This window comes from Paucibacter sp. Y2R2-4 (assembly GCF_025717535.1).
Classification (GTDB): domain Bacteria; phylum Pseudomonadota; class Gammaproteobacteria; order Burkholderiales; family Burkholderiaceae_C; genus Paucibacter_A.
This window is the reverse complement of record NZ_JAJIRO010000005.1, coordinates 44,442-64,224: the sequence shown is the minus strand read 5'-3', so window position 1 is coordinate 64,224 and position 19,783 is coordinate 44,442. Positions and strand designations below refer to the sequence as shown.

The following is a 19,783-nucleotide window of genomic DNA, read 5'->3' as shown; positions in this document are numbered from 1 at the left end:
CTCTCCACCATGGCGCGAAGGGTCGAACTTCACGAGTTTTGCCGTCAGTCCGGATTCATCAGGTCTCGTAGAGGGGTCAGTAGGTTTCATGCGCTGGTTACGTTTTTGATCGACTACGAGAAGTTAGCAAATCGAGGTTGGCAACTAAGTCGCCGACTGGACCAAGGCCAGCAACACACGGTCCCAATCCGCTTTCGCCTTTTCCAGATGGTGCATGTGCTCGTGGTACTCCAAGTAGCGATCCGTGGTGGTCGGATGCTTGTGCCACATGAGTCGCCTCAACTGCTCGCGGGCCAACATGTACTTTTGTTTGGCGTCTTCTTTACCGACGCAGTGAAGGACCCAGTTCACACCGAACGTGGCGCGGAGGTCATGGAACCGGTACTTGAAGCCAGGGATGGTCTTGCGAACCTCGGGGATGACTCGGTCGGTGATGAAGGAGCGAAGGTTCTGTCCCGTGGGCGAGGAACGGCGCAGGACCTCATCCGCACCTCGCATGGCGTTCCGATCGTCCTTGGACTCGTAGTACGGCCCGCCCTGGTTGCTCAAGAACAGGTAGTTCACCGGGTGTTGACCCAACTGGGACTTGTCTCGACGTGAACGAGCACGTTCTGAGCAGGCATATTGATGAAGCCACCCGTAGAGAAACTCAGGAATTACCAGAAAGACATTGGGCACGTCCCTCTTGGTATCGATGCCTGTCCCAGGTCCACAAGGAAGCTTGAAGGGCCACTGCGTGATGCTGGACGGTGGAGCTTTGAAGTGCCCCCATCGCAGTGTCAATACCGTCTGCTCGCGGGCGCCGGTGAACAGGGCCACGTAGTGCATCAGTTCAAAGTCCCGATTGCCCAACTTTTTGAGTGCTGCGACCAAGGCACGCTGCTCCTCAGAGGGCAGAGGACGGAGCTTGCCGCCATCATCAATGGTCGCGTCCCAAGGGTCATCACGCGTTGGAACATGAATGGAGATGTCGGTGGAAGCGACCGTGTGGACCTGACCGAAGCCCTTGTTGTCGCGGTAGTGAAGACCGATCTCCTTGTCGATCCAGGGTGGGTTCATTGGCTGGAACCCCATCTTCCTTTCGCTCATCAAGAAACGGTACATGCCGATGACGGCGCTCATCTTTCGGCTTGCAGTGGATGCTTTCGTTTCACCTTTATTGATCAATTCCTGAAGGTGCGTCTTGTAGAGGTAGGTGGGACGAAGGTACTTGTCGACCGAAGAAAAGTCATCCCATGCAAGCCCCATGTCTTCGAGGAAACCCAGGTAATCGCGAAGTCCCTGAGCCACAGAGGGCAACGAAGAGAGATGCAGCGGACGAGCGCGTGCCCGGTCAAGCAGCCAGAGGCAGGCTGGGCCCCAGAGGGAGCAGTCTCCGCTTAGGACGAGTGGGAATTGGGGGAAGGCGGACCACTTGCGCTCTTTTTCACCGGGCGCCAATTCACGCCAGTACTTGACGTGCCGACCCTGGACGTGGTGGTCAACAGGGATGAAACCAGGGCCAGGCTTGGCACTGACTTTGCTGCGCCGAAGGATGGGCAGGGTGTAGACAGTAGGCTTAGGAACGGACATGCATAGGCGGTGTCCGTGGTGCCGGCGGCGGGACTTGAACCCGCATCTCCGTGAGGAGGAGGGATTTTAAGTCCCTTGCGTATACCGATTTCGCCACGCCGGCAGCGGGCACATCAGCGATGATGTGTCCACAATAACAGAATTTGTCAAGTCAGCACAACTTAAGCAAGTCTGCCAGTAGCGGATTTTAAGTCCGCTGCGTCTACCAATTTCACCACCCGGGCTGCGGGTCGAAGCTGCGGAATTATCACCCCGCACTGACGTGCCCAAGACGACACGTACATCACATATGAGCCACAAACAAGAAAGGGAAGCCATTGGGCTTCCCTTCTAATTTGGAGCGGGAAACGAGACTCGAACTCGCGACCTCAACCTTGGCAAGGTTGCGCTCTACCAACTGAGCTATTCCCGCATTGCGAGGCACCAAGTCTTTCGACCCAGCACCTACTTGGTATGGTTTCCAGATTATTCTGGAGCGGGAAACGAGACTCGAACTCGCGACCTCAACCTTGGCAAGGTTGCGCTCTACCAACTGAGCTATTCCCGCATTGAATTCCTGGAGGCGCGATCCAGAGTCGAACTGGACTAACCGGATTTGCAATCCGGGGCATAACCGCTTTGCTATCGCGCCTTAAGAATCTTCTTAACTTCTTGCCGGAGCCCTTGGTGTGACTCTGACAAAAAAGGAAGCCTGAGCTTCCTTTCAAATTTTGGAGCGGGAAACGAGACTCGAACTCGCGACCTCAACCTTGGCAAGGTTGCGCTCTACCAACTGAGCTATTCCCGCATTGCCTTAACTTCATTCAACTGATCTCTTTTAGAGAGATCTCGCTGCAGAAGCAAGACCATGATTGTATGCTGAATTTTGATGACTCCGCAAGAGTTTGCTAAGTTTTTCTCAAAAATTTCAGCATCCCGTTTTCAATGAGTGGCGGCAGGCTTCGCAGCGGCCTCTTCCGGCTTGGCTGCGACCGCAGGCTCCTCATCCGGCAAGGCTTGCGGCATGGACTCCAGCGCCACTTCAAGAACTCGGTCGATCCAGCGAACCGGAACGATCTCCAGCTGGTTCTTGACGTTCTCAGGAATGTCTTGCAGGTCCTTGATGTTCTCTTCCGGAATCATCACGGTCTTGATGCCACCCCGATGGGCCGCCAGCAATTTCTCCTTCAGGCCGCCAATCGCCGTCACCTCACCGCGAAGCGTGATTTCGCCGGTCATGGCGACGTCAGCACGAACAGGAATGCCAGTCAATGCGGACACGAAAGCCGTCGTCATTGCCGCACCGGCGCTGGGGCCATCCTTGGGCGTGGCGCCATCCGGGACGTGGACGTGAACGTCACGCTTCTCGAACAGTTCGTCCTTGATGCCCAGACGGCGCGCCCTAGAGCGAACCACCGTACGTGCAGCTTCGACGGACTCCTTCATCACATCGCCCAGCGAACCGGTACGGATGATATTGCCCTTGCCCGGCATCGAAGTCGCCTCAATGGTCAGCAAATCGCCGCCCACTTCGGTCCAAGCCAGACCCACCACTTGGCCCACTTGGTTCTTCTTTTCGGCGCGGCCAAAGTCGTACTTGCGAACGCCCAGATAGTCGTTGAGGTTTTCCTCGGTGACCACGGCCTTGCCTTCGAAGGTTTTGAGCGCCAAGCCCTTCACCACCTTGCGGCAGATCTTGGAAACTTCGCGTTCCAGCGAACGCACGCCCGCTTCGCGTGTGTAGTAGCGGATGATGCCGCGAATGCCCGACTCGGTGACTTCCATCTCCTCGTCCTTGACGCCATTGTTCTTGCTCTGCTTGGGCAAGAGATATCGCTGGGCGATATTGACCTTCTCGTCCTCGGTGTAGCCGGACAAGCGAATCACTTCCATCCGGTCCAACAAGGCCGGCGGAATATTCATCGAATTCGAGGTGGCGATGAACATCACATCGGACAGGTCGAAATCGACCTCGACATAGTGGTCGCCGAAGGTGTGGTTCTGTTCTGGGTCCAGCACTTCCAGCAGCGCCGATGACGGGTCGCCACGGAAGTCCATGCCCAGCTTGTCGATCTCATCGAGCAGGAACAGCGGGTTGCGGGTACCGACCTTGGACAGGCTTTGCAGCACCTTGCCCGGCATCGAGCCGATATAGGTGCGGCGATGACCGCGAATCTCGGCTTCGTCACGCACGCCGCCCAAGGCCATACGCACGAACTTGCGTCCGGTCGCACGAGCCACGGACTGCCCCAGCGAGGTCTTACCCACACCAGGAGGGCCGACCAAGCACAGAATCGGCGCCTTGACCTTGTCCACGCGCTGTTGCACCGCGAGGTACTCAAGGATGCGATCCTTGACCTTGTCGAGGCCGTAATGGTCTTCGTTCAGCACCACCTCGGCATTGACCAGGTCGTGCTTGATCTTGGTCTTCTTGCTCCAAGGCAGATTAACCAAGGTCTCGATGTAGTTGCGCACCACGGTGGCTTCGGCCGACATCGGCGACATCAGCTTGAGCTTCTTCAGCTCGCCATCGGCCTTTTTCTTGGCTTCCTTGGGCATGCGAGCGGCCTGGATCTTCTTGTCCAGCTCTTCGAGGTCTGCGCCCTCTTCGCCATCACCCAATTCCTTCTGGATGGCCTTGACTTGCTCGTTCAGGTAGTACTCGCGCTGGCTCTTCTCCATCTGGCGCTTGACGCGGCCACGGATACGCTTCTCGACCTGAAGAATGTCGACCTCATGCTCCAAGAGATCCAGCAGAGTCTCCAAACGCTTGCCCACTTCGGACAGATTCAAGACCGACTGCTTGGCGTCGAGCTTGAGCGGCAGGTGCGCGGCGATCGTGTCCGCCAGACGGCCGGCATCATCAATACCTGCGATGGAAGTCAGGATCTCGGGAGGGATCTTCTTGTTCAGCTTGACGTACTGGTCAAACTGCTGAGTCACCGCACGACGCAAGGCCTCCACCTCGGGCTTCAAATCAGCCTCGGGCGGGATCGGCATCACCTCGGCAACAAAGTGCTCTTCGCCATCGGTGATGGTCTGGGTGGTAGCGCGCTGCAGGCCTTCAACCAGGACCTTGACGGTGCCATCGGGCAGCTTGAGCATCTGCAAGATGCTGGAGACGCAGCCCACCTCGAACATATCGTCCGATTTGGGCTCGTCCTTGCCTGCCGCTTTTTGCGCGACCAGCATGATCTGGCGCCCGGCTTCCATGGCGGCTTCCAAAGCCTTGATCGACTTGGGACGCCCCACGAACAAGGGGATCACCATATGCGGAAAGACAACCACATCACGCAGCGGCAGCAGCGGCAAAGTGATGAGCTCTGCGGGCAAAACAGGATGACCGGACATGAAAACCTCTCTTTCTCAGACCCAGTTGCGGCCTGAGAGGTGAATTGCAAGACGCCGCAGCGACCGAATCAGCCGGCAAAAACCGGCCAATCAAAACAGTTCAGGCACTGGCTTTCGCTTGTTCGCGATAAACCAGCAGGGGCTTGGCGTTTTCATCGATGGTGTGCTCGTCCAGCACCACCTTGGCCACGCCGTCCAGGGCGGGCAACTCAAACATCGTGTCGATCAGCGCCAACTCCATGATGGAGCGCAAGCCACGCGCACCGATCTTGCGCGCCAATGCCTTGCGGGCAATGGCAGTCAGCGCCGATGGTCGAACTTCCAGCTCAACACCGTCCATGGAGAACAGTTGTTGATACTGTTTCAGCAAGGCGTTTTTGGGCTCGGTCAGGATCTGCACCAAGGCATCCTCGGTCAGCTCACCCAGAGTGGCAACCACCGGCAAACGACCCACCAGCTCGGGAATGATGCCGAACTTGATCAAGTCATCGGGCTCCACCTCACGGAAGACCTCAGACACGCGTTTTTCAGACTTGGTCTTGACGCTGGCACCGAAGCCGATGCCAGACTTTTCTGAGCGGTTTTGAATGACTTTTTCAAGTCCGTCAAAAGCGCCGCCGCAGATGAACAAGATATTGGTCGTGTCGATCTGCAGGAAGTCTTGATTGGGGTGCTTGCGGCCGCCTTGCGGGGGGACCGACGCCATCGTGCCTTCGACCAGCTTCAGCAAGGCCTGCTGCACGCCCTCACCCGAAACATCGCGGGTGATGGAAGGGTTGTCTGCCTTGCGAGAAATCTTGTCGATCTCGTCGATGTAGACGATGCCGCGCTGCGCGCGCTCGACGTCGTAATTGCAGTTCTGCAGCAGCTTTTGGATGATGTTTTCGACGTCCTCACCCACATAGCCAGCTTCGGTCAGCGTGGTGGCGTCGGCGATCACAAAAGGCACGTTCAACAAGCGAGCCAAGGTCTGGGCCAGCAAGGTCTTGCCCGAACCCGTGGGGCCGATCAGCAAGATATTGCTCTTGGACAACTCAACCGTGTCCTTGGTCCCCGACATATGGCGCAGCCGCTTGTAGTGGTTGTACACGGCCACAGACAGCGTGCGCTTGGCCACGTCTTGACCGATCACATACTGGTCCAGGCTGGCCTTGATCTCACTGGGCACAGGCAAATCAGACTTGCTGGCACGAGCCTGTGGCGTCTCTGCCGGCACTTCGTCGCGAACAATGTCATTGCAGAGTTCAATGCACTCGTCGCAAATGAACACCGACGGGCCGGCGATCAGCTTCTTCACCTCATGCTGGCTCTTGCCGCAGAAGGAGCAGTACAAAACTTTTTCGCTGGAATTGCCTTTTTTCTCGGCCATGGATCTGCTTGTCTTTCAGGCGTTAATGCCTGCTTGGATGATAGTTCAAACGCGAGCAGGGGCTTTCGCACAAAAAGCCCCTGCTTCCGCCTTCAGTTGGGCGCCCTGGGTTGCCCCAAGGGCTAAACCCATCAAACTGACTTAAGGACGCGTCTCGATGACCTGGTCAATCAGGCCATAGGCTTGCGCCTCTGGGGAGGACATGTAGTAGTCACGCTCGGTATCGTTCTGGATCTTCTCCAGACTCTGACCGGTGCGATCGGCCAAGATGCGATTCAGTTGCTCGCGCGTCTTCAAAATCTCGCGGGCATGGATCTCGATATCCGTTGCCTGGCCCTGCGTGCCGCCGAGCGGTTGATGGATCATGATCTTGGCGTTTGGCAGTGCGATGCGCTTGCCCTTCTCACCTGCGGCCAAGAGGAATGCGCCCATGCTGGCCGCCATGCCCATGCACAAGGTGGAGACCTGGGGCTTGATGAACTGCATGGTGTCGTAAATCGACATGCCCGCAGACACGCTTCCGCCAGGCGAGTTGATGTAGAGGTAGATGTCCTTCTCAGGGTTCTCGCTCTCCAAGAACAGCATTTGCGCGACCACCAAGTTCGCCACCGCGTCGTTGACCGGCCCGACCAAGAAGATGATGCGCTCGCGCAGCAAGCGGCTGTAAATGTCATAGGCCCGCTCGCCGCGGCCCGACTGTTCGATAACGATGGGCACCATGCCCAGATTGTTGATTTCCAGCGCGCTCATGAAGAATCCTCTGAAAGTTGTTCGCTAACCCGCGAATCCATCGGCGAACAAACGGCATCCTTTGACGGACTCCGATCGCTCGACCCAGATCTAGGTATGGGGACTGATTATGTCGTCTCAAGTGAGGCCCTCAAGAAAAGGGCCCGCAAATGAAAAAGGCGCCGGCCTCGCGGCACGGCGCCCTTGGCTCACGGCGAAACGCCGGATCAGTTGGCTTGTGCCATCAACTCATCAAACGGCAATTGCTTTTCGCTGACCTTAGCCTTGGCCAGGACGAAGTCGGTGACGTTGTTTTCAACCACAACGGCTTCCACTTCAGCCAAACGGGCACGGTCGCTCAGGTACCAACGCACCACTTCAGCGGGCTTTTCGTAGCTCTGGGCCAACTCTTCGATATGCGCTTGCAATTGCTCAGGCTTGGCTTGCAGATTGTTGGAGCGAACCAACTCAGCCACCACCAGACCCAGGCGCACGCGGCGCTCGGCTTGCGGCTTGAAGATTTCTGCGGGGATCGGAGCCTTGTCAGCATCCTTCACGCCACGCTTCTTCAGGTCTTCACGAGCGGCAGCGATCATGCGCTCGGACTCGCCTTCAACCAGCGCGTTCGGCACGTCCAGTTCAGCAGCAGCCACCAGCGCGTCCATCACGGCGCCCTTGTTGCGAGCCAGCACGCGGAACTTCACTTCGCGCTCGAGGTTCTTCTTGATGTCGGCGCGCAAAGCTTCGATGCTGGCATCGGCGATGCCCAGCGACTTGGCAAAAGCCTCATTCACTTCAGGCAGATGCTGAGCTTCGATCTTCTTCAAGGTCACCAGGAAGTCGGCTTCCTTGCCGGCCACATCTTTGCCGTGGTAGTCCTCAGGGAATGCCAAGGGGAAAGTCTTGGAGTCGCCGGCCTTCATGCCGCGCACAGCCTTTTCGAAAGCTTCCAGCATCTGGCCTTCGCCAATGATGAATTGGAAGCCGTCGGCCTTGCCGCCTTGGAAGGGCTCGCCGTCCAACTTGCCTTCGAAGTCGATGGTGACGCGGTCGCCATCGGCAGCCACTTCAGTCGCTGCGCGCTGAGCGAAGCTGCGACGCTGCTTGCGCAGGATGTCGACAGTCTTGTCGATGGCTTCTTCGGTGACGTCGCTGCCCACCTTCTCAACATCAGCGGCCGACAGGTCGCCAATCTTGACTTCAGGATAGACCTCGAAGGTCGCGTCAAAAGCCATTTGGCCTTCGGGCGACTCGTCCTTTTGAGCGATCTTCGGAGCGCCAGCCACACGCAATTGCGCTTCGTTGGCGGCGACAGAGAAGGCCTCACCCAGCTTGTCGTTCATGACTTCGTACTGGACGGAGTAGCCATAACGCTGGGTGACCACGCTCATCGGCACCTTGCCGGGGCGGAAGCCGTCGGCCTTGACCGTACGGGCCAACTTCTTGAGACGGGTTTCGACTTCGCTGTTGATGTCAGCGGCCGCCAGCGTGAGCGTGATGCGGCGTTCGAGCTTTTCGAGGGTTTCGACGGTGACAGCCATTTTTGACTCAGTACAAAGTTATCTGGTGCGCGGGGCCGGACTCGAACCGGCACGCCGGTGAAGGCGTCAGGACCTAAACCTGGTGCGTCTACCAATTTCGCCACCCGCGCTGAGTGGAATCAAGTTTGCAGGACCGGATTTCGAAAAACCCGCTCCAACAAACCAGTGGTAATTCGGAGAACCGTCGATTGTAGCCAATTGGCGGAGCGAAAATCCGGCAAGGGGAAAACCCCGAGTCGGATCGCCAACTTTTCAGCGTTTCAATGGCACTGGCGATGCCGGGTATCGCCAGTATCCATCGATCAAAACCGCGATGCAGCCTGCGGGCGCTGCACCCGAAACCAAGCCGCATACATGGCCGGCAAGGCCAGCAAGGTCAAGGCAGTGGCCACGATCAAGCCACCCATGATGGCCACCGCCATTGGCCCCCAAAAGACGCTGCGCGACAGGGGCACCATCGCCAGCACCGCAGCTGCTGCAGTCAACACAATCGGCCGGAAGCGCCGAACTGCCGACTCCACGATGGCAGACCATGCCGGCACGCCCAGCGCGCGGTCCTGCTCGATCTGGTCAATCAAGATCACCGAGTTGCGCATGATCATGCCCATCAGGGCGATCACACCGAGCAGGGCAACAAAACCAAAGGGCTTGTTGAATAAAAGCAGCGCTGCCGAAACTCCAGCAATGCCCAAAGGCCCCGTCAAAAAGACCAACATCGAGCGAGAGAAGCTCTGCAGTTGAAGCATCAACAGGGTAAAGGTGATGAACAGCATGACCGGCACGCCTGCAGCGATTGAGCCCTGCCCCTTGCTGCTTTCTTCAACAGCGCCGGCCACCGAAATGTCATAGCCCGGCGGCATTTTGGCTTTCAAGGCCTGCAATTGCGGCCATAGCTGAGCACTGACCGTCGCCCCTTGCATGCCCTCGGTCACATCACCCTGCACGGTGACGGCATAGCTGCGACCATGCCGGGCCAGTACCCCGGGCTCCCATTCAAAGCCGACCTTCGCGACCTGGGTCAGAGGCACCGATCGCCCGGTCGCCGTCGTCACATAGGCATTGCCGATATCTGTGATGGCATTGCGTTCTTCAAGTGGCGGGCGCAACACGATATCCACCAACTTGTCACCCTCGCGATACTGGCCGATCGTCACACCCGACAACATGGTCCGCGAGGCCTGCGCCAAGCTTTGACTGGTCACTCCCAAGGCCCGCGCTTTGTCTTGATCGATATCAAGCTTGAGGACCTTGATGGGCTCCCTCCAGTTGTCATTGACCCCACGCATATTTGGATTGGCACGCAAAATCTCCAAGGCTTGATCGGCCCAGCGACGTACCTCCTCGACCTTTTCGCCCGAGACACGGAACTGCACCGGATAGGCCACCGGCGGGCCATTCGGCAGCAACTTGACACGCGCCCGCACTTCGGGGAACTGTTCGGCCAACAGAGCCGGCAATCGCTTACGCAAGGCCTCACGCTCCTCCAGCCCCTTGGGCAAAACAATGGCTTGGCTGACTGCGGGGTCTGGGAAAACCACGTCCATCGGCAGGTAGAAGCGCGGCACGCCTGAGCCAATCCAAGTGCTGACCGTTGATACGCCGGCCTCTTTCAGCATGCTGGCCTCAAAGCGCTCCGCAATGACTCGGCTCTGCTGGATGGTGGAGCCTTCAGGAAGCGTCATATCTACCAGGATCTCTGGACGACTGGAGTCTGGGAAAAACTGTTGCTGCACCCGCGTCATGCCAAACAAACCTATGCCGAACACCAACACGGTCAAACCGATCGTCAGCCAGCGATAAGTGACGCACCAGCGAACAAGCGCCCTGAAGCGGTTGTAGAACGGGGTGTCAAACAACTCATGAGCATGTCCATCGGCGCTCGACCTTGTCCGCAACAGCAAGGAACCCAAATAAGGGACGAAGTAAACCGACGCCACCCAAGAAATCATCAAGGCAGCAGCAGTCACCGCGAAGATGGCAAAGGTGTATTCACCCGTCACGGACTTGGCCAAACCAATAGGCAAGAAACCTACTGCCGTAATCAAGGTCCCAGTCAGCATGGGCATGGCCGTCGCCTCATAGGCATAGGTGGCCGCATGCATTTTGTCGCTGCCCTCCTCCAGCTTTCGAACCATCATCTCCACAGCAATGATGGCGTCGTCGACCAGCAAGCCTAAGGCGATGATCAAAGAACCCAATGAAATCTTATGGAGACCGACACCCCAATAGAACATGGTGGTGAAGGTAATGGCCAAGACCAAGGGAATCGTGATGCCCACGACCAGACCGGGCCAGATATCGATACGCAAGGGTCGGGTGTGCAGCCCCAGAGAAATAAAGCTAACCAGCAGCACGATCACCACCGCTTCAATCAGCACCTGCACAAACTCATTGACCGAACGAGTCACCGCCTTTGGCTGGTCTTGGACTTGAGTCAATTCAATGCCAGCGGGCAATGTCTTGCGAATATTCGCTGCCGCGACTTGCAAGGCCTTGCCCATAGCGACAATGTCGCCGCCCTTGCCCATCGCGACCCCTAGAGCGATGACATCCTTGCCCTGGTGGCGGACCATCACCGCCGGCGGATCCACATAGCCGCGACGAATCTCAGCAATATCGGACAGGCGCAAATTGCTGGCTTGCCCGGTTGTGGGATTGATGGCGCGGATCGCAAAGTCCTGCAAAGCCTGCACCGAATTGAACTGACCGCCAATTCGGATTTGCAGATTGCCAGAACCGGCGTTGAGCACACCGCCGCCCTCCACCGCATTCTGCGCACCCAATTGATTGATCACCTGATTGAAATCCAGACCGAGGGAGGCAAGGCGCTTTTGCGAGATCTCGATGAACACTTTCTCGGGCTGTGCGCCGAAGGTTTCGACCTTGCTGACGTCAGGCACTTTCAGCAGCTGCGAGCGCACGCGAACGGAATACTCTCGCAACTCCTCAGGTGAGAAACCATCTGCAGACAAAGCAAAGATCGAGCCGTACACATCGCCGAACTCGTCATTGAAGACTGGGCCGTACACACCTTGCGGCAGCGTGCCCCGCATATCGCCCAGGCGCTTGCGGACTTGATACCAAACCTCGGGCACATCCTTGGCCGCAGAGTTGTCCTTCAGTTGAAACACCGTCAGTGACTCTCCTGGCTTGGTACTGCTCAGGATCTTGTCGCCCAGCGGCACTTCTTGCAGGGTCTTCTCGATCTTGTCGGTCACCTGCTCGGCCATCTGCTGAGCCGTGGCGCCAGGCCAAAATGCCTGCACCACCATGACCCGAAATGTGAACGGCGGGTCTTCATCCTGCCCCAGCTGAAAATAGGCGGCGAAGCCCATCAACATCAGGACGACCATCAAGTAGCGCGTCAGCGCTGGATGCTCCAGGGCCCAGCGCGATACATTGAATCGACTGCCGCCATGGGCCTTGTCTTGATTGATGCTCATGCTCGTCCCGCGCTCAGTGCTTCGCCGCAGAAGCCGAGGGGGCGGCTGCCGCTGAGCCCTCTTGGTAACGCTTCACACGTTGCCCCACCTTGAGCACATGAACACCCGCAACCACCACTTCCTGGCCGGGGTTCAAGCCACCGGCAATCAGGACTTCATTGCCATCGGCACCACCGACTTGCACCACTTGCGACTTCAGCATCATTTGCGCGGGATCCAAGACCCACACCGTGCTTTGGCCCTGCTGCTGCAGAATAGCCGCCAGGGGCAGTTTGATCGCTTGCTTCTGGCGAGGCGCTTCAATCGTGACCGTGGCCGTCTGCCCCAGCTTGGCTTGCAAGTGGCCGGCATCGGCCTTGAGCAAGAAAGTGCGGGTGATTGGGTCCGCCGCCGCCGGCACTTCACGCAGACTCACCGGCTGCGCTGCACTCTTGTCGGCACCCCAAAGTCGTGCCGTCAGCGCACCCGGCTTGGCTGCATAGCTTTGAACTGCAGATAACTGATCTTCCGGCACAGAGAACACCACATCGCGCGGGCCGTCTTGGGCGACGCGCACAACTGGCGTACCGGCGGCCACGACCATGCCAGGCTCGGCTTCCACGCCGGTGACCACGCCAGCTGCATCAGCCACCAATTGGGCGTAGCCGGCTTGATTGGTTTGCGCACTGGCCTGCGCTTTCATTTGTTCCAGTTGCGCTTGGGCGGTCTTGAATGCACTCTCGCGACGCTCCAATTCCGCAGCGCTGATGAAGCCCTGCTCTCGCAACTCAATGAAACGCTTGAACTCAGCGCCCAACTGATCACGTGTGGTGCGTGCGGCCAATACACCCGCACGGGCTGCTTCTTGTGACAGCATCAAGTCCTGGGGGTCCAACTGAGCGAGCACTTGGCCGGGCTTGACCGAGTCGCCCACATTCACTTTGCGAGTCAAGATCTTGCCGCCGACCCGGAAGGACAGGCGCGACTCGGTCCGCGCACGAACTTCGGCAGCGTACTCATGGCTCATCCCGGCCGATTCGGCCTTCAGGACCAAGGTTCGGACCGCGCGCTCAGGTTCGGGCGCCGCTTCCTGGCGACCGCAAGCCGCGAGCAGGGCCAAAACGGGCGCCAGCACAAGGGCTCGGGATAGGTTTTGATGCATGAGAAACCTTGGAAATATCAATGCCATCGACAGCCGAAACCACTTCTCGCTCTTGCCGAGCGGCCACGGCCTATCGTCGCCCAGCTCGTTACTGACCGATTGGTCAGTAATGTATGCAAGCCAGCAAACGGTGTCAAATCAAGCCCAAAGGGCCCAAGCAGGCTCACAGAGCTTCGCACGGCGGCTGAATCCAGCTTGGCGGAAAACCAAGCCAAACAAGCTCAAATTCTTCGACTGAAGCCCTCCCACCAAACGGCGAGCACAAGTGCACCCACAATGCGGGCCGTGAGCATAGAACATTACGAAAACTTTCCTGTGGCCTCTGTGCTTTGCCCGAGGCACTTGCGCCCCGCCGTGGCGGCCATCTATCACTTTGCAAGAACGGCCGATGATTTGGCCGACGAAGGCGAAGCCACGGCCGAGCAGCGTTTGCAAGATTTACAAGCCTATCGCGCCGATTTGACGGCCATTGCGAGTGGCAAGTCGGCCTCGCCGCGCTGGTCAGCATCGGTCTTTCAGCCGCTGGCCGCAGTCCTGCGAACGCATCAATTGCCTTTGAGCCTGCTGCACGATCTGCTGGACGCTTTTGAGCAAGACCTGCACAAAACCTCCTATGCCAATCGAGACGAGTTGCTGGACTACTGCCGACGCTCAGCCAACCCCGTCGGGCGCTTGCTGCTCCATCTGTATGGGGTCAACGATGCGCTCGCCTTGCAGCAGTCGGACGCTATTTGCAGCAGCTTGCAGCTGATCAACTTCTGGCAAGACTTCAGCCGCGACGGGCCAGCCGGCCGCGTTTACGCGCCGCAAACCGAACTCTTGCAGTTTGGGGTCAGCCGCGAAGCCATGCTGGCCTGCAAAGACAGCGCAGCCGCGCGCGCCATGATCCAGCAGTTGTGCGTCTGGGCCGAGGCCCTGATGCATGAGGGCGCGCCCTTGGTGCACCGAGTTCCGGGTCGCGCCGGATGGGAATTGCGCCTGGTGGTTCAAGGGGGCCTGCGAATTCTTGCGAAAATCCGCGCCATGCAATATGCCAGCCTCACTCACCGCCCTCGCCTTCAGGGCACCGATGCGCCCATCCTGCTCTGGCGAGCCCTAGCAATGAAGGCAATGAAGGCCGCCCCGATTTCAGAGGAGAGTTTGTGAGTCCCGAGCAGTATGTGCAGGACAAAGCGGCCAAAAGTGGCTCGAGCTTTTATTACGCCTTTCTATTCCTGCCGGCGCCGCGTCGCGCCGCCATCACCGCCTTCTACGCCTTTTGCCGAGAGGTTGACGATGTGGTGGACGAAATTGCCGACCTGGGCGTTGCCTCCACCAAGTTGGCTTGGTGGCGCAAAGAGAGCGCCGCGGCTTTTGCGGGCCAGCCGCAACATCCGGTGATGCGTGCCTTGATGCCTCACGTGGCCCTCTACGACATTCGACTCGAGCATTTGCATGCCGTGATTGACGGCTGCCAAATGGACCTAGAGCAGACCCGCCACCTCGACTATCCCGGCCTGCAGCGCTACTGCCATCTGGTGGCGGGCGTGGTGGGCGAGGTGGCCTCGTCCATCTTTGGACGGAGTCAAGCCGACACCATCAGCTACGCCCACAAGCTGGGACAAGCGATGCAGCTGACCAATATCATCCGCGACGTGGGCGATGACGCACGGCGTGGTCGCATTTACCTGCCGATCTCTGAGCTGCAACAGTTCGATGTCAAAGCCCATGAAATTCTGCGCAGACAAAGCCCCTGGGGCTATAGCGAACGCTTCACGGCCTTGATGAAGTTCCAGGCCGAGCGCGCGCATCGTCTGTACGACGAGGCCTTTGCCCTATTGCCAGAGGTTGACCGCGCAGCCCAGAAGCCCGGTCTGATGATGGCCAATATCTACCGTGCCCTCTTGCGAGAAATCGAAGCGGAAGGCTTTCGCGTCCTGGAACAGCGCATTGCCCTGACGCCTGTGCGCAAACTCTGGATCGCCATGCGCACCAACTGGGCCGGGCGTTGAGCCCAGCAAGCAAGCAGCGAATTGCGGTCATCGGCGGCGGTTGGGCCGGCTTGGCTGCGGCAGTTAATCTCTGCGAAGCGGGCCATCAGGTCACGGTCTTCGAGATGGCCCAGCAGCTGGGCGGACGGGCCCGCAGCCTTCAAGAAGGGCCAGGCGAATACCGCCTGGACAATGGCCAGCACATCCTGATCGGCGCCTACACCGAAAGCCTGGGGCTGATGCGCAAGCTGGGCGTCAATCTCGAGCAGAGCTTGTTGCGCCAGCCTTTGCGCTTGCGCTATCCCGACCATGAAGGCTTGAGTCTGCCGCCTGGCCCGCCCTTGCTCAGTTTTGTGCGAGGCATCTTGAGCTACAAGACCTGGCATCTGTCTGCTCGCTTGCAACTGCTGGCGCGCGCCACTGTGTGGCTGTTGCAGGGCTTTCGCTGCAAGCCCGAGTTGAGCGTGGCCCAGCTGTGCGCGGGTCTGCCCAGCATCGTTCGCCAAGAGCTGATGGATCCTCTGTGCGTGGCCGCCCTGAACACACCCTCCAGCCAAGCCAGCGCTGAGGTTTTCCTGCGCGTTTTGCACGATGCTTTGTTCAGCGGCCGAGGAAGCGCGGATCTCTTATTGCCTCGGCGCGACTTGAGCGAGCTATTGGCGGAGCCGGCACAGCAATGGCTGCGCGTGCGCGGCACACAGATCTTTCTCGGCACCCGAGTCCACACCTTGAAGCAAGCGGCTGACGCTTGGCATCTTGAGATCTCGGGCGCGCCGCAGGGAGAAACTCAGTGCTTCGACCAAGTGGTCTTGGCCTGCACGTCCTTGCAAGCCGCCAAGCTGGCCGAGCCCTGGGCGCCCGCATGGGCACAAGCCGCCCAAGCCCTGCATTTTGAGCCCATCGTCACCGTGTACTTGCGCGCGCCAGGCAGCGCCTTGCCCGCGGCGATGGTGGCGCTGAACGAAGGCCCGGACGCACCGGCGCAATTCGCTTTTGACCTCGGAGCCTTGGGCCACGCCCCGGGACTCTTCGCTTTTGTCATCAGCGGCGCGTCGGATTGGGTGGCACAGGGCCTGAAGGAAACAGGCGCTGCGACGCTTCAGCAAGCCCTGCAAGCATTCAATTGGCGCTGTTCCCCCGAGGTTTACCGGGTGCTGGCAGAAAAGCGCGCCACCTTTGCCTGCACCCCCGGCCTGCAACGCCCGGGCATTCAAGTTGCCCGGGGCCTATGGGCGGCCGGCGACTATATTGCTGGCCCCTACCCAGCCACCTTGGAAGGCGCGGTACGCGCTGGCAAGAACGCGGCGCTCGCCTGTCTTCAGGTCTAGGGCGCGCTAAGTTTGGTGGGCGAACCCACCGCAAACGGAGAAGCAAAAGGCGCGGCCAAAGGCTCGCCGATGAACACGCCCTGCCCGGGCCACGCCACGCTGTGCCAGTAAGCCTCCAAGGCCGTCACCCCCTGCACATAGCTGAGCAAGAGCACTTGCGGATGCGGAAACTTTTGGCGGTGATTGCAGGGTTCACTGACAGTGCCATAGCTGGCCGTTGCACCGGCTTCCAGCCAATCCAAGGCGCTCATCTGCCCCTCATGGCTGCTGGCCTCCAGCAAGCCGCCAAATGAAGTCAGGTGATCGGCCAAAGCGCCGGGCAGCCAATCCACAGCAGCCAAACCGTCGACGCGCACCAGGCCAGTTTGATAAATCAGGGTCCGCTGCAAGACCGGCAATGCTTGACTGGAGACTCGCTTTGTCTGCAAGCCCCAGGGCCGAAGTGAAGTATCCGGAGGGAAAAGGCTTGCCCTGACGTTCCGCGCCACATCAGGCGTGCTGGCGAAGTAGGCATGCGCCGCAGAAAAGGACGGCAGGCTTTGATCCGAGGCGATACCGCGATCGATCAAGGCTTTGCCCGCCTCAACACTGCGCGCCGCCAGCAACATGGCAGGCCGCAGGCCCAAATCACTGAACGGACGCGAACCCGTGTATGAGAAGTACGGAGAGGGTTTTGTCGGCGCACAAGACTGTGCACAGATCTCCGGCTGAAAGCCCATCGCCACCGCCGCAGTGATGGCGTTGCATTCAACCGCATAAGGCTGTCGCCAAGCCATGGCCAGACCTTGAATATGCGCGCCTAGCTGGTCTTGAATCTGTGCTTGCAGGGAAGCGAACTCCGCGGCATTCAAGCTGGCACGGACAGGCAACTTGACGCGCAGAATGTTTTGCTCGGGAATGCCACGCCGCTCGGCGTAGTACTCACCGATCGCCACCGAATAGGGGTCCGCAGTATTGATCAGCAGCCCCAGATCAGCCGCCGTCAAGCGACCTTGCAGGCGGGGCATGCGCAACCAGGTGGGAGCGCTTTGCGCCACCGGTGGCGCCGATGCAGCGGCTGTGGACGCTGAAGGTGTCGAGTGTTCTTGAGCCTGCACCGCAACAGCCCAATGAAGGGATAGAGCGAAGCCCAACAAAACGCGCCAGTTGCATTGCCGCGCCCCGGCAAAAGCCGCTCTAACGATCTGTTTCGGTCCATGCATCTGGGGGCGAAGCTCGACGCCTGTTGCGCGGCCGAGACCCAATCGAGCGATGAACCTATTTTTCACGATGCAAAACAAAACAATCTCCAGCACAATGAAGCTATGAAAAACAAAGAGGGTCAAACACCTGCCATCCAGGTTCTGGAGCGCATGTTTTCACTGCTGGACGTTCTGGCCAGCCATCAGGATCCCGTCTCGCTGAAAGACATCAGCGCCAGCACCGGCCTGCACCCATCCACCGCCCACCGCATTCTGAACGATCTGGCCTTGGGTCGATTCGTCGATCGACCTGAAGCGGGCAGCTATCGCCTCGGCATGCGCATGTTGGAGTTGGGCAATCTGGTCAAGGCACGGCTTGATGTTCGCGATGCGGCACTGGCACCGATGCGCGAGTTGCACAAATTCACCCACCAGCCCGTCAATCTGTCGGTCCGCCAGGGCGATGAAATTGTCTATATCGAACGCACTTACAGCGAGCGATCGGGCATGCAGGTGGTGCGCGCCGTGGGCGGCCGCGCGCCGCTTCACCTGACCTCAGTGGGCAAGCTCTTCCTGGCCAGCGACGACCCGCTAAGGGTGCGTGCTTATGCCACCCGCACAGGCTTGGCCGGCCATACCCGCAACAGCCTGACCGACATCTCGGCTCTGGAGCGTGAAATGGCTCTGGTGCGGCAACGCGGTGTGGCGCGTGATGACGAGGAACTTGAACTGGGTGTGCGCTGCATGGCCGCCGGCATTTATGACGACCAGGCCAAACTGATTGCAGGACTGTCCATCTCAGCGCCGGCCGATCGTTTAGAAGAATCCTGGCTGCAAAAGCTGAAGGAAACCGTCGCGCAGATCTCAGCAGCCTTGGGTTACCGCGGCTGAATTGAAAGCAGCGTTCCAGAAACAAGAAACGCGCTCCTTGAGCGCGTTTTCTTTTTAAAGGCTGGGTAGCCCCACAGCAAGCTCAATCAGCTCGCCACTTTCAAGGGCTGAGCCAATGCCGAAGGGTTGCTGCTGATCCATTTGCGAATCCGCTCGGCATCGCCAATCCGCGAGTACTTACCGGTCGAGTCCAAGAAGACCATGATGAGCTTGCGACCGGCCATACGAGCCTGCATCACCAGGCAACGCCCGGCCTCGTTGATGAAGCCCGTCTTTTGCAGACCAATGTCCCAAGACGGGCTGCTCAAAAGACCATTGGTGCTATGAAACGCGACTTGGCGGCGACCCAGAGCCACTTGATATTCACGCGAGGTGGACAACTCCCGCAGCAGAGGAAAGCCATGTGCCACCTTCACCAGCGCCGCCAAATCCTTGGCACTGGACTGATTGCGGCTCGACAAACCGGTCGGCTCCACATAGTGCGTGTCGTGCATGCCCAAGGCCTGGGCTTTGCGATTCATGGCCGGCACAAAGGCTTCCAAGCCGCCCGGATAGTGACGCCCCAAGGCATTCGCCGCGCGGTTTTCTGAGGACATCAAAGCCAGATGCATCATCTCGCCGCGAGTCAGCGTGGTGCCAACCGTCAGGCGCGAGCGCGTACCTTTTTCCGAATCGATGTCTTCATCGGTGATGGTCAGCTTCTCATCCATTGACTGGTTCGCTTCCACCACCACCAAAGCCGTCATCAGCTTGGTGATGGACGCAATCGGCAGCACCGCTTGCGAGTTTTTGGCGAACAAGACTTCATTGGTGTCTTGGTCAACGACCAAGGCCACACTGGACTTCAGGTCCAGCGGGTCTTTCTCTTCATGCAGGCCATACAGCTGACCAAAAGTCGGCTTGGCGGCCACCACGGCGGCGCCGGCAGACGCTGCGAGCACCACCGACTTGCGTGTTGAACGAGCGGCTGGCTTGGCATTCCGGACGGTTTTGGAGGGCGCCTGCTTGGCGGCGCTTGCCTTGGCATGCTTGGCCGGTTTACTGGGCGTTGCGGCGCTTGCGTCCTGCAAAGAGGCCAGCGAGCCCACCAGCACGAGCGCCGAGCCCAAAGCAATCGATGTCAAAAAAGATGAAAAAGTCTTCAATCCGGGCCCCAGCTACTGAGTTGCAGTGTAGGTGATATGGAAAATACTAGCAAGATCAAATGCTTAGATGAGGCTCTTCAAGCTGAACTTCGATTAAGGCAAGTGTTTCCAATCGCCGGAGACCCAAGGTCGCACCCACGATC

13 protein-coding genes and 6 tRNA genes are annotated in these 19,783 nt (G+C 58.9%); 4 read left to right on the top strand and 15 right to left on the bottom strand.

All coding sequences use genetic code 11. From position 1 onward, the window contains the following. Window positions 1-144: 144 nt before the first annotated feature. The 13 genes from LNV06_RS18710 to LNV06_RS18650 all read right to left on the bottom strand — a co-directional run bounded on the left by LNV06_RS18710 (window position 145) and on the right by LNV06_RS18650 (window position 13,125). Window positions 145-1,572, bottom strand: coding sequence for a site-specific integrase (locus LNV06_RS18710; RefSeq protein ID WP_263539817.1), 1,428 nt, complete (start codon window positions 1,570-1,572; stop codon window positions 145-147). Between the two features lie 16 nt (window positions 1,573-1,588). Then, a tRNA-Leu gene (locus LNV06_RS18705) sits at window positions 1,589-1,675 on the bottom strand. 233 nt (window positions 1,676-1,908) lie between these two features. Continuing rightward, window positions 1,909-1,984: transfer RNA gene (locus LNV06_RS18700), tRNA-Gly, on the bottom strand. A 59-nt stretch (window positions 1,985-2,043) separates the two neighbouring features. Then, window positions 2,044-2,119, bottom strand: a tRNA-Gly gene (locus LNV06_RS18695). 10 nt (window positions 2,120-2,129) lie between these two features. Continuing rightward, window positions 2,130-2,203 (bottom strand) — tRNA-Cys (locus LNV06_RS18690). A gap of 80 nt (window positions 2,204-2,283) precedes the next feature. Then, a tRNA-Gly gene (locus LNV06_RS18685) sits at window positions 2,284-2,359 on the bottom strand. 134 nt (window positions 2,360-2,493) lie between these two features. Further along, complete coding sequence (gene lon / locus LNV06_RS18680) at window positions 2,494-4,902, bottom strand: endopeptidase La (protein ID WP_263539816.1); 2,409 nt, start codon at window positions 4,900-4,902, stop codon at window positions 2,494-2,496. A gap of 100 nt (window positions 4,903-5,002) precedes the next feature. After that, on the bottom strand, window positions 5,003-6,271 hold the full coding sequence (gene clpX, locus LNV06_RS18675; RefSeq protein ID WP_263539815.1) for an ATP-dependent Clp protease ATP-binding subunit ClpX: 1,269 nt from the start codon (window positions 6,269-6,271) through the stop codon (window positions 5,003-5,005). A gap of 141 nt (window positions 6,272-6,412) precedes the next feature. Further along, window positions 6,413-7,021 (bottom strand): ATP-dependent Clp endopeptidase proteolytic subunit ClpP, encoded by a 609-nt coding sequence (gene clpP, locus LNV06_RS18670; protein WP_318013534.1) that lies wholly within the window; start codon window positions 7,019-7,021, stop codon window positions 6,413-6,415. 206 nt (window positions 7,022-7,227) lie between these two features. After that, window positions 7,228-8,541 (bottom strand): trigger factor, encoded by a 1,314-nt coding sequence (gene tig, locus LNV06_RS18665; protein WP_263539814.1) that lies wholly within the window; start codon window positions 8,539-8,541, stop codon window positions 7,228-7,230. A 23-nt stretch (window positions 8,542-8,564) separates the two neighbouring features. Beyond that, window positions 8,565-8,651 (bottom strand) — tRNA-Leu (locus tag LNV06_RS18660). Window positions 8,652-8,843: 192 nt separating this feature from the next. Continuing rightward, the gene (locus LNV06_RS18655; RefSeq protein ID WP_263539813.1) at window positions 8,844-11,984 is read right to left on the bottom strand and encodes an efflux RND transporter permease subunit; all 3,141 of its coding nucleotides are present in this window, start codon (window positions 11,982-11,984) and stop codon (window positions 8,844-8,846) included. Between the two features lie 13 nt (window positions 11,985-11,997). Further along, on the bottom strand, window positions 11,998-13,125 hold the full coding sequence (locus LNV06_RS18650; protein ID WP_263539812.1) for an efflux RND transporter periplasmic adaptor subunit: 1,128 nt from the start codon (window positions 13,123-13,125) through the stop codon (window positions 11,998-12,000). Window positions 13,126-13,401: 276 nt separating this feature from the next. On the opposite strand from LNV06_RS18650, the gene hpnC reads away from it, so the two are divergent. Genes hpnC through hpnE form a run of 3 tightly spaced genes read left to right on the top strand, consistent with a single transcriptional unit; the run spans window position 13,402 to window position 16,423 of the window. Continuing rightward, entirely contained in the window at window positions 13,402-14,271 is an 870-nt protein-coding gene (gene hpnC / locus LNV06_RS18645; RefSeq protein ID WP_263539811.1) for a squalene synthase HpnC, read from the top strand. Next, window positions 14,268-15,116 carry a presqualene diphosphate synthase HpnD gene (hpnD, locus tag LNV06_RS18640; RefSeq protein ID WP_263539810.1) on the top strand — a complete coding sequence of 283 codons (849 nt, stop codon included), beginning with the start codon at window positions 14,268-14,270 and terminating at the stop codon, window positions 15,114-15,116. Before hpnC ends, hpnD begins: the two co-directional genes overlap by 4 nt. Continuing rightward, complete coding sequence (gene hpnE / locus LNV06_RS18635; protein WP_263539809.1) at window positions 15,113-16,423, top strand: hydroxysqualene dehydroxylase HpnE; 1,311 nt, start codon at window positions 15,113-15,115, stop codon at window positions 16,421-16,423. The genes hpnD and hpnE overlap by 4 nt, the downstream gene beginning before the upstream one ends. On the opposite strand, the gene LNV06_RS18630 is transcribed toward hpnE, so the two are convergent. Then, entirely contained in the window at window positions 16,420-17,430 is a 1,011-nt protein-coding gene (locus LNV06_RS18630) for a TIGR03790 family protein (RefSeq protein WP_263539808.1), read from the bottom strand. The two genes, hpnE and LNV06_RS18630, sit on opposite strands and share 4 nt — an antisense overlap. A gap of 297 nt (window positions 17,431-17,727) precedes the next feature. Here LNV06_RS18630 and LNV06_RS18625 point away from each other — a divergent pair, with 297 nt between their 5' ends. Beyond that, window positions 17,728-18,495, top strand: a complete 768-nt coding sequence (locus tag LNV06_RS18625) for an IclR family transcriptional regulator (RefSeq protein WP_263539807.1) — start codon at window positions 17,728-17,730, stop codon at window positions 18,493-18,495. An 86-nt stretch (window positions 18,496-18,581) separates the two neighbouring features. On the opposite strand, the gene pbpG is transcribed toward LNV06_RS18625, so the two are convergent. After that, complete coding sequence (gene pbpG, locus LNV06_RS18620) at window positions 18,582-19,619, bottom strand: D-alanyl-D-alanine endopeptidase (RefSeq protein WP_411970135.1); 1,038 nt, start codon at window positions 19,617-19,619, stop codon at window positions 18,582-18,584. Window positions 19,620-19,783: the final 164 nt, after the last annotated feature.

Coding starts and splice junctions, on each gene's coding strand:
- hpnC (WP_263539811.1), top strand. CDS start 13,402: ATGCGGGCCGTGAGCATAGAACATTACGAAAACTTTCCTGTGGCCTCT.
- lon (WP_263539816.1), bottom strand. CDS start 4,902: ATGTCCGGTCATCCTGTTTTGCCCGCAGAGCTCATCACTTTGCCGCTG.
- LNV06_RS18630 (WP_263539808.1), bottom strand. CDS start 17,430: ATGCCCCGCCTGCAAGGTCGCTTGACGGCGGCTGATCTGGGGCTGCTG.
- LNV06_RS18650 (WP_263539812.1), bottom strand. CDS start 13,125: ATGCATCAAAACCTATCCCGAGCCCTTGTGCTGGCGCCCGTTTTGGCC.
- LNV06_RS18710 (WP_263539817.1), bottom strand. CDS start 1,572: ATGTCCGTTCCTAAGCCTACTGTCTACACCCTGCCCATCCTTCGGCGC.
- LNV06_RS18625 (WP_263539807.1), top strand. CDS start 17,728: ATGAAAAACAAAGAGGGTCAAACACCTGCCATCCAGGTTCTGGAGCGC.
- clpP (WP_318013534.1), bottom strand. CDS start 7,021: ATGAGCGCGCTGGAAATCAACAATCTGGGCATGGTGCCCATCGTTATC.
- tig (WP_263539814.1), bottom strand. CDS start 8,541: ATGGCTGTCACCGTCGAAACCCTCGAAAAGCTCGAACGCCGCATCACG.
- clpX (WP_263539815.1), bottom strand. CDS start 6,271: ATGGCCGAGAAAAAAGGCAATTCCAGCGAAAAAGTTTTGTACTGCTCC.
- LNV06_RS18655 (WP_263539813.1), bottom strand. CDS start 11,984: ATGAGCATCAATCAAGACAAGGCCCATGGCGGCAGTCGATTCAATGTA.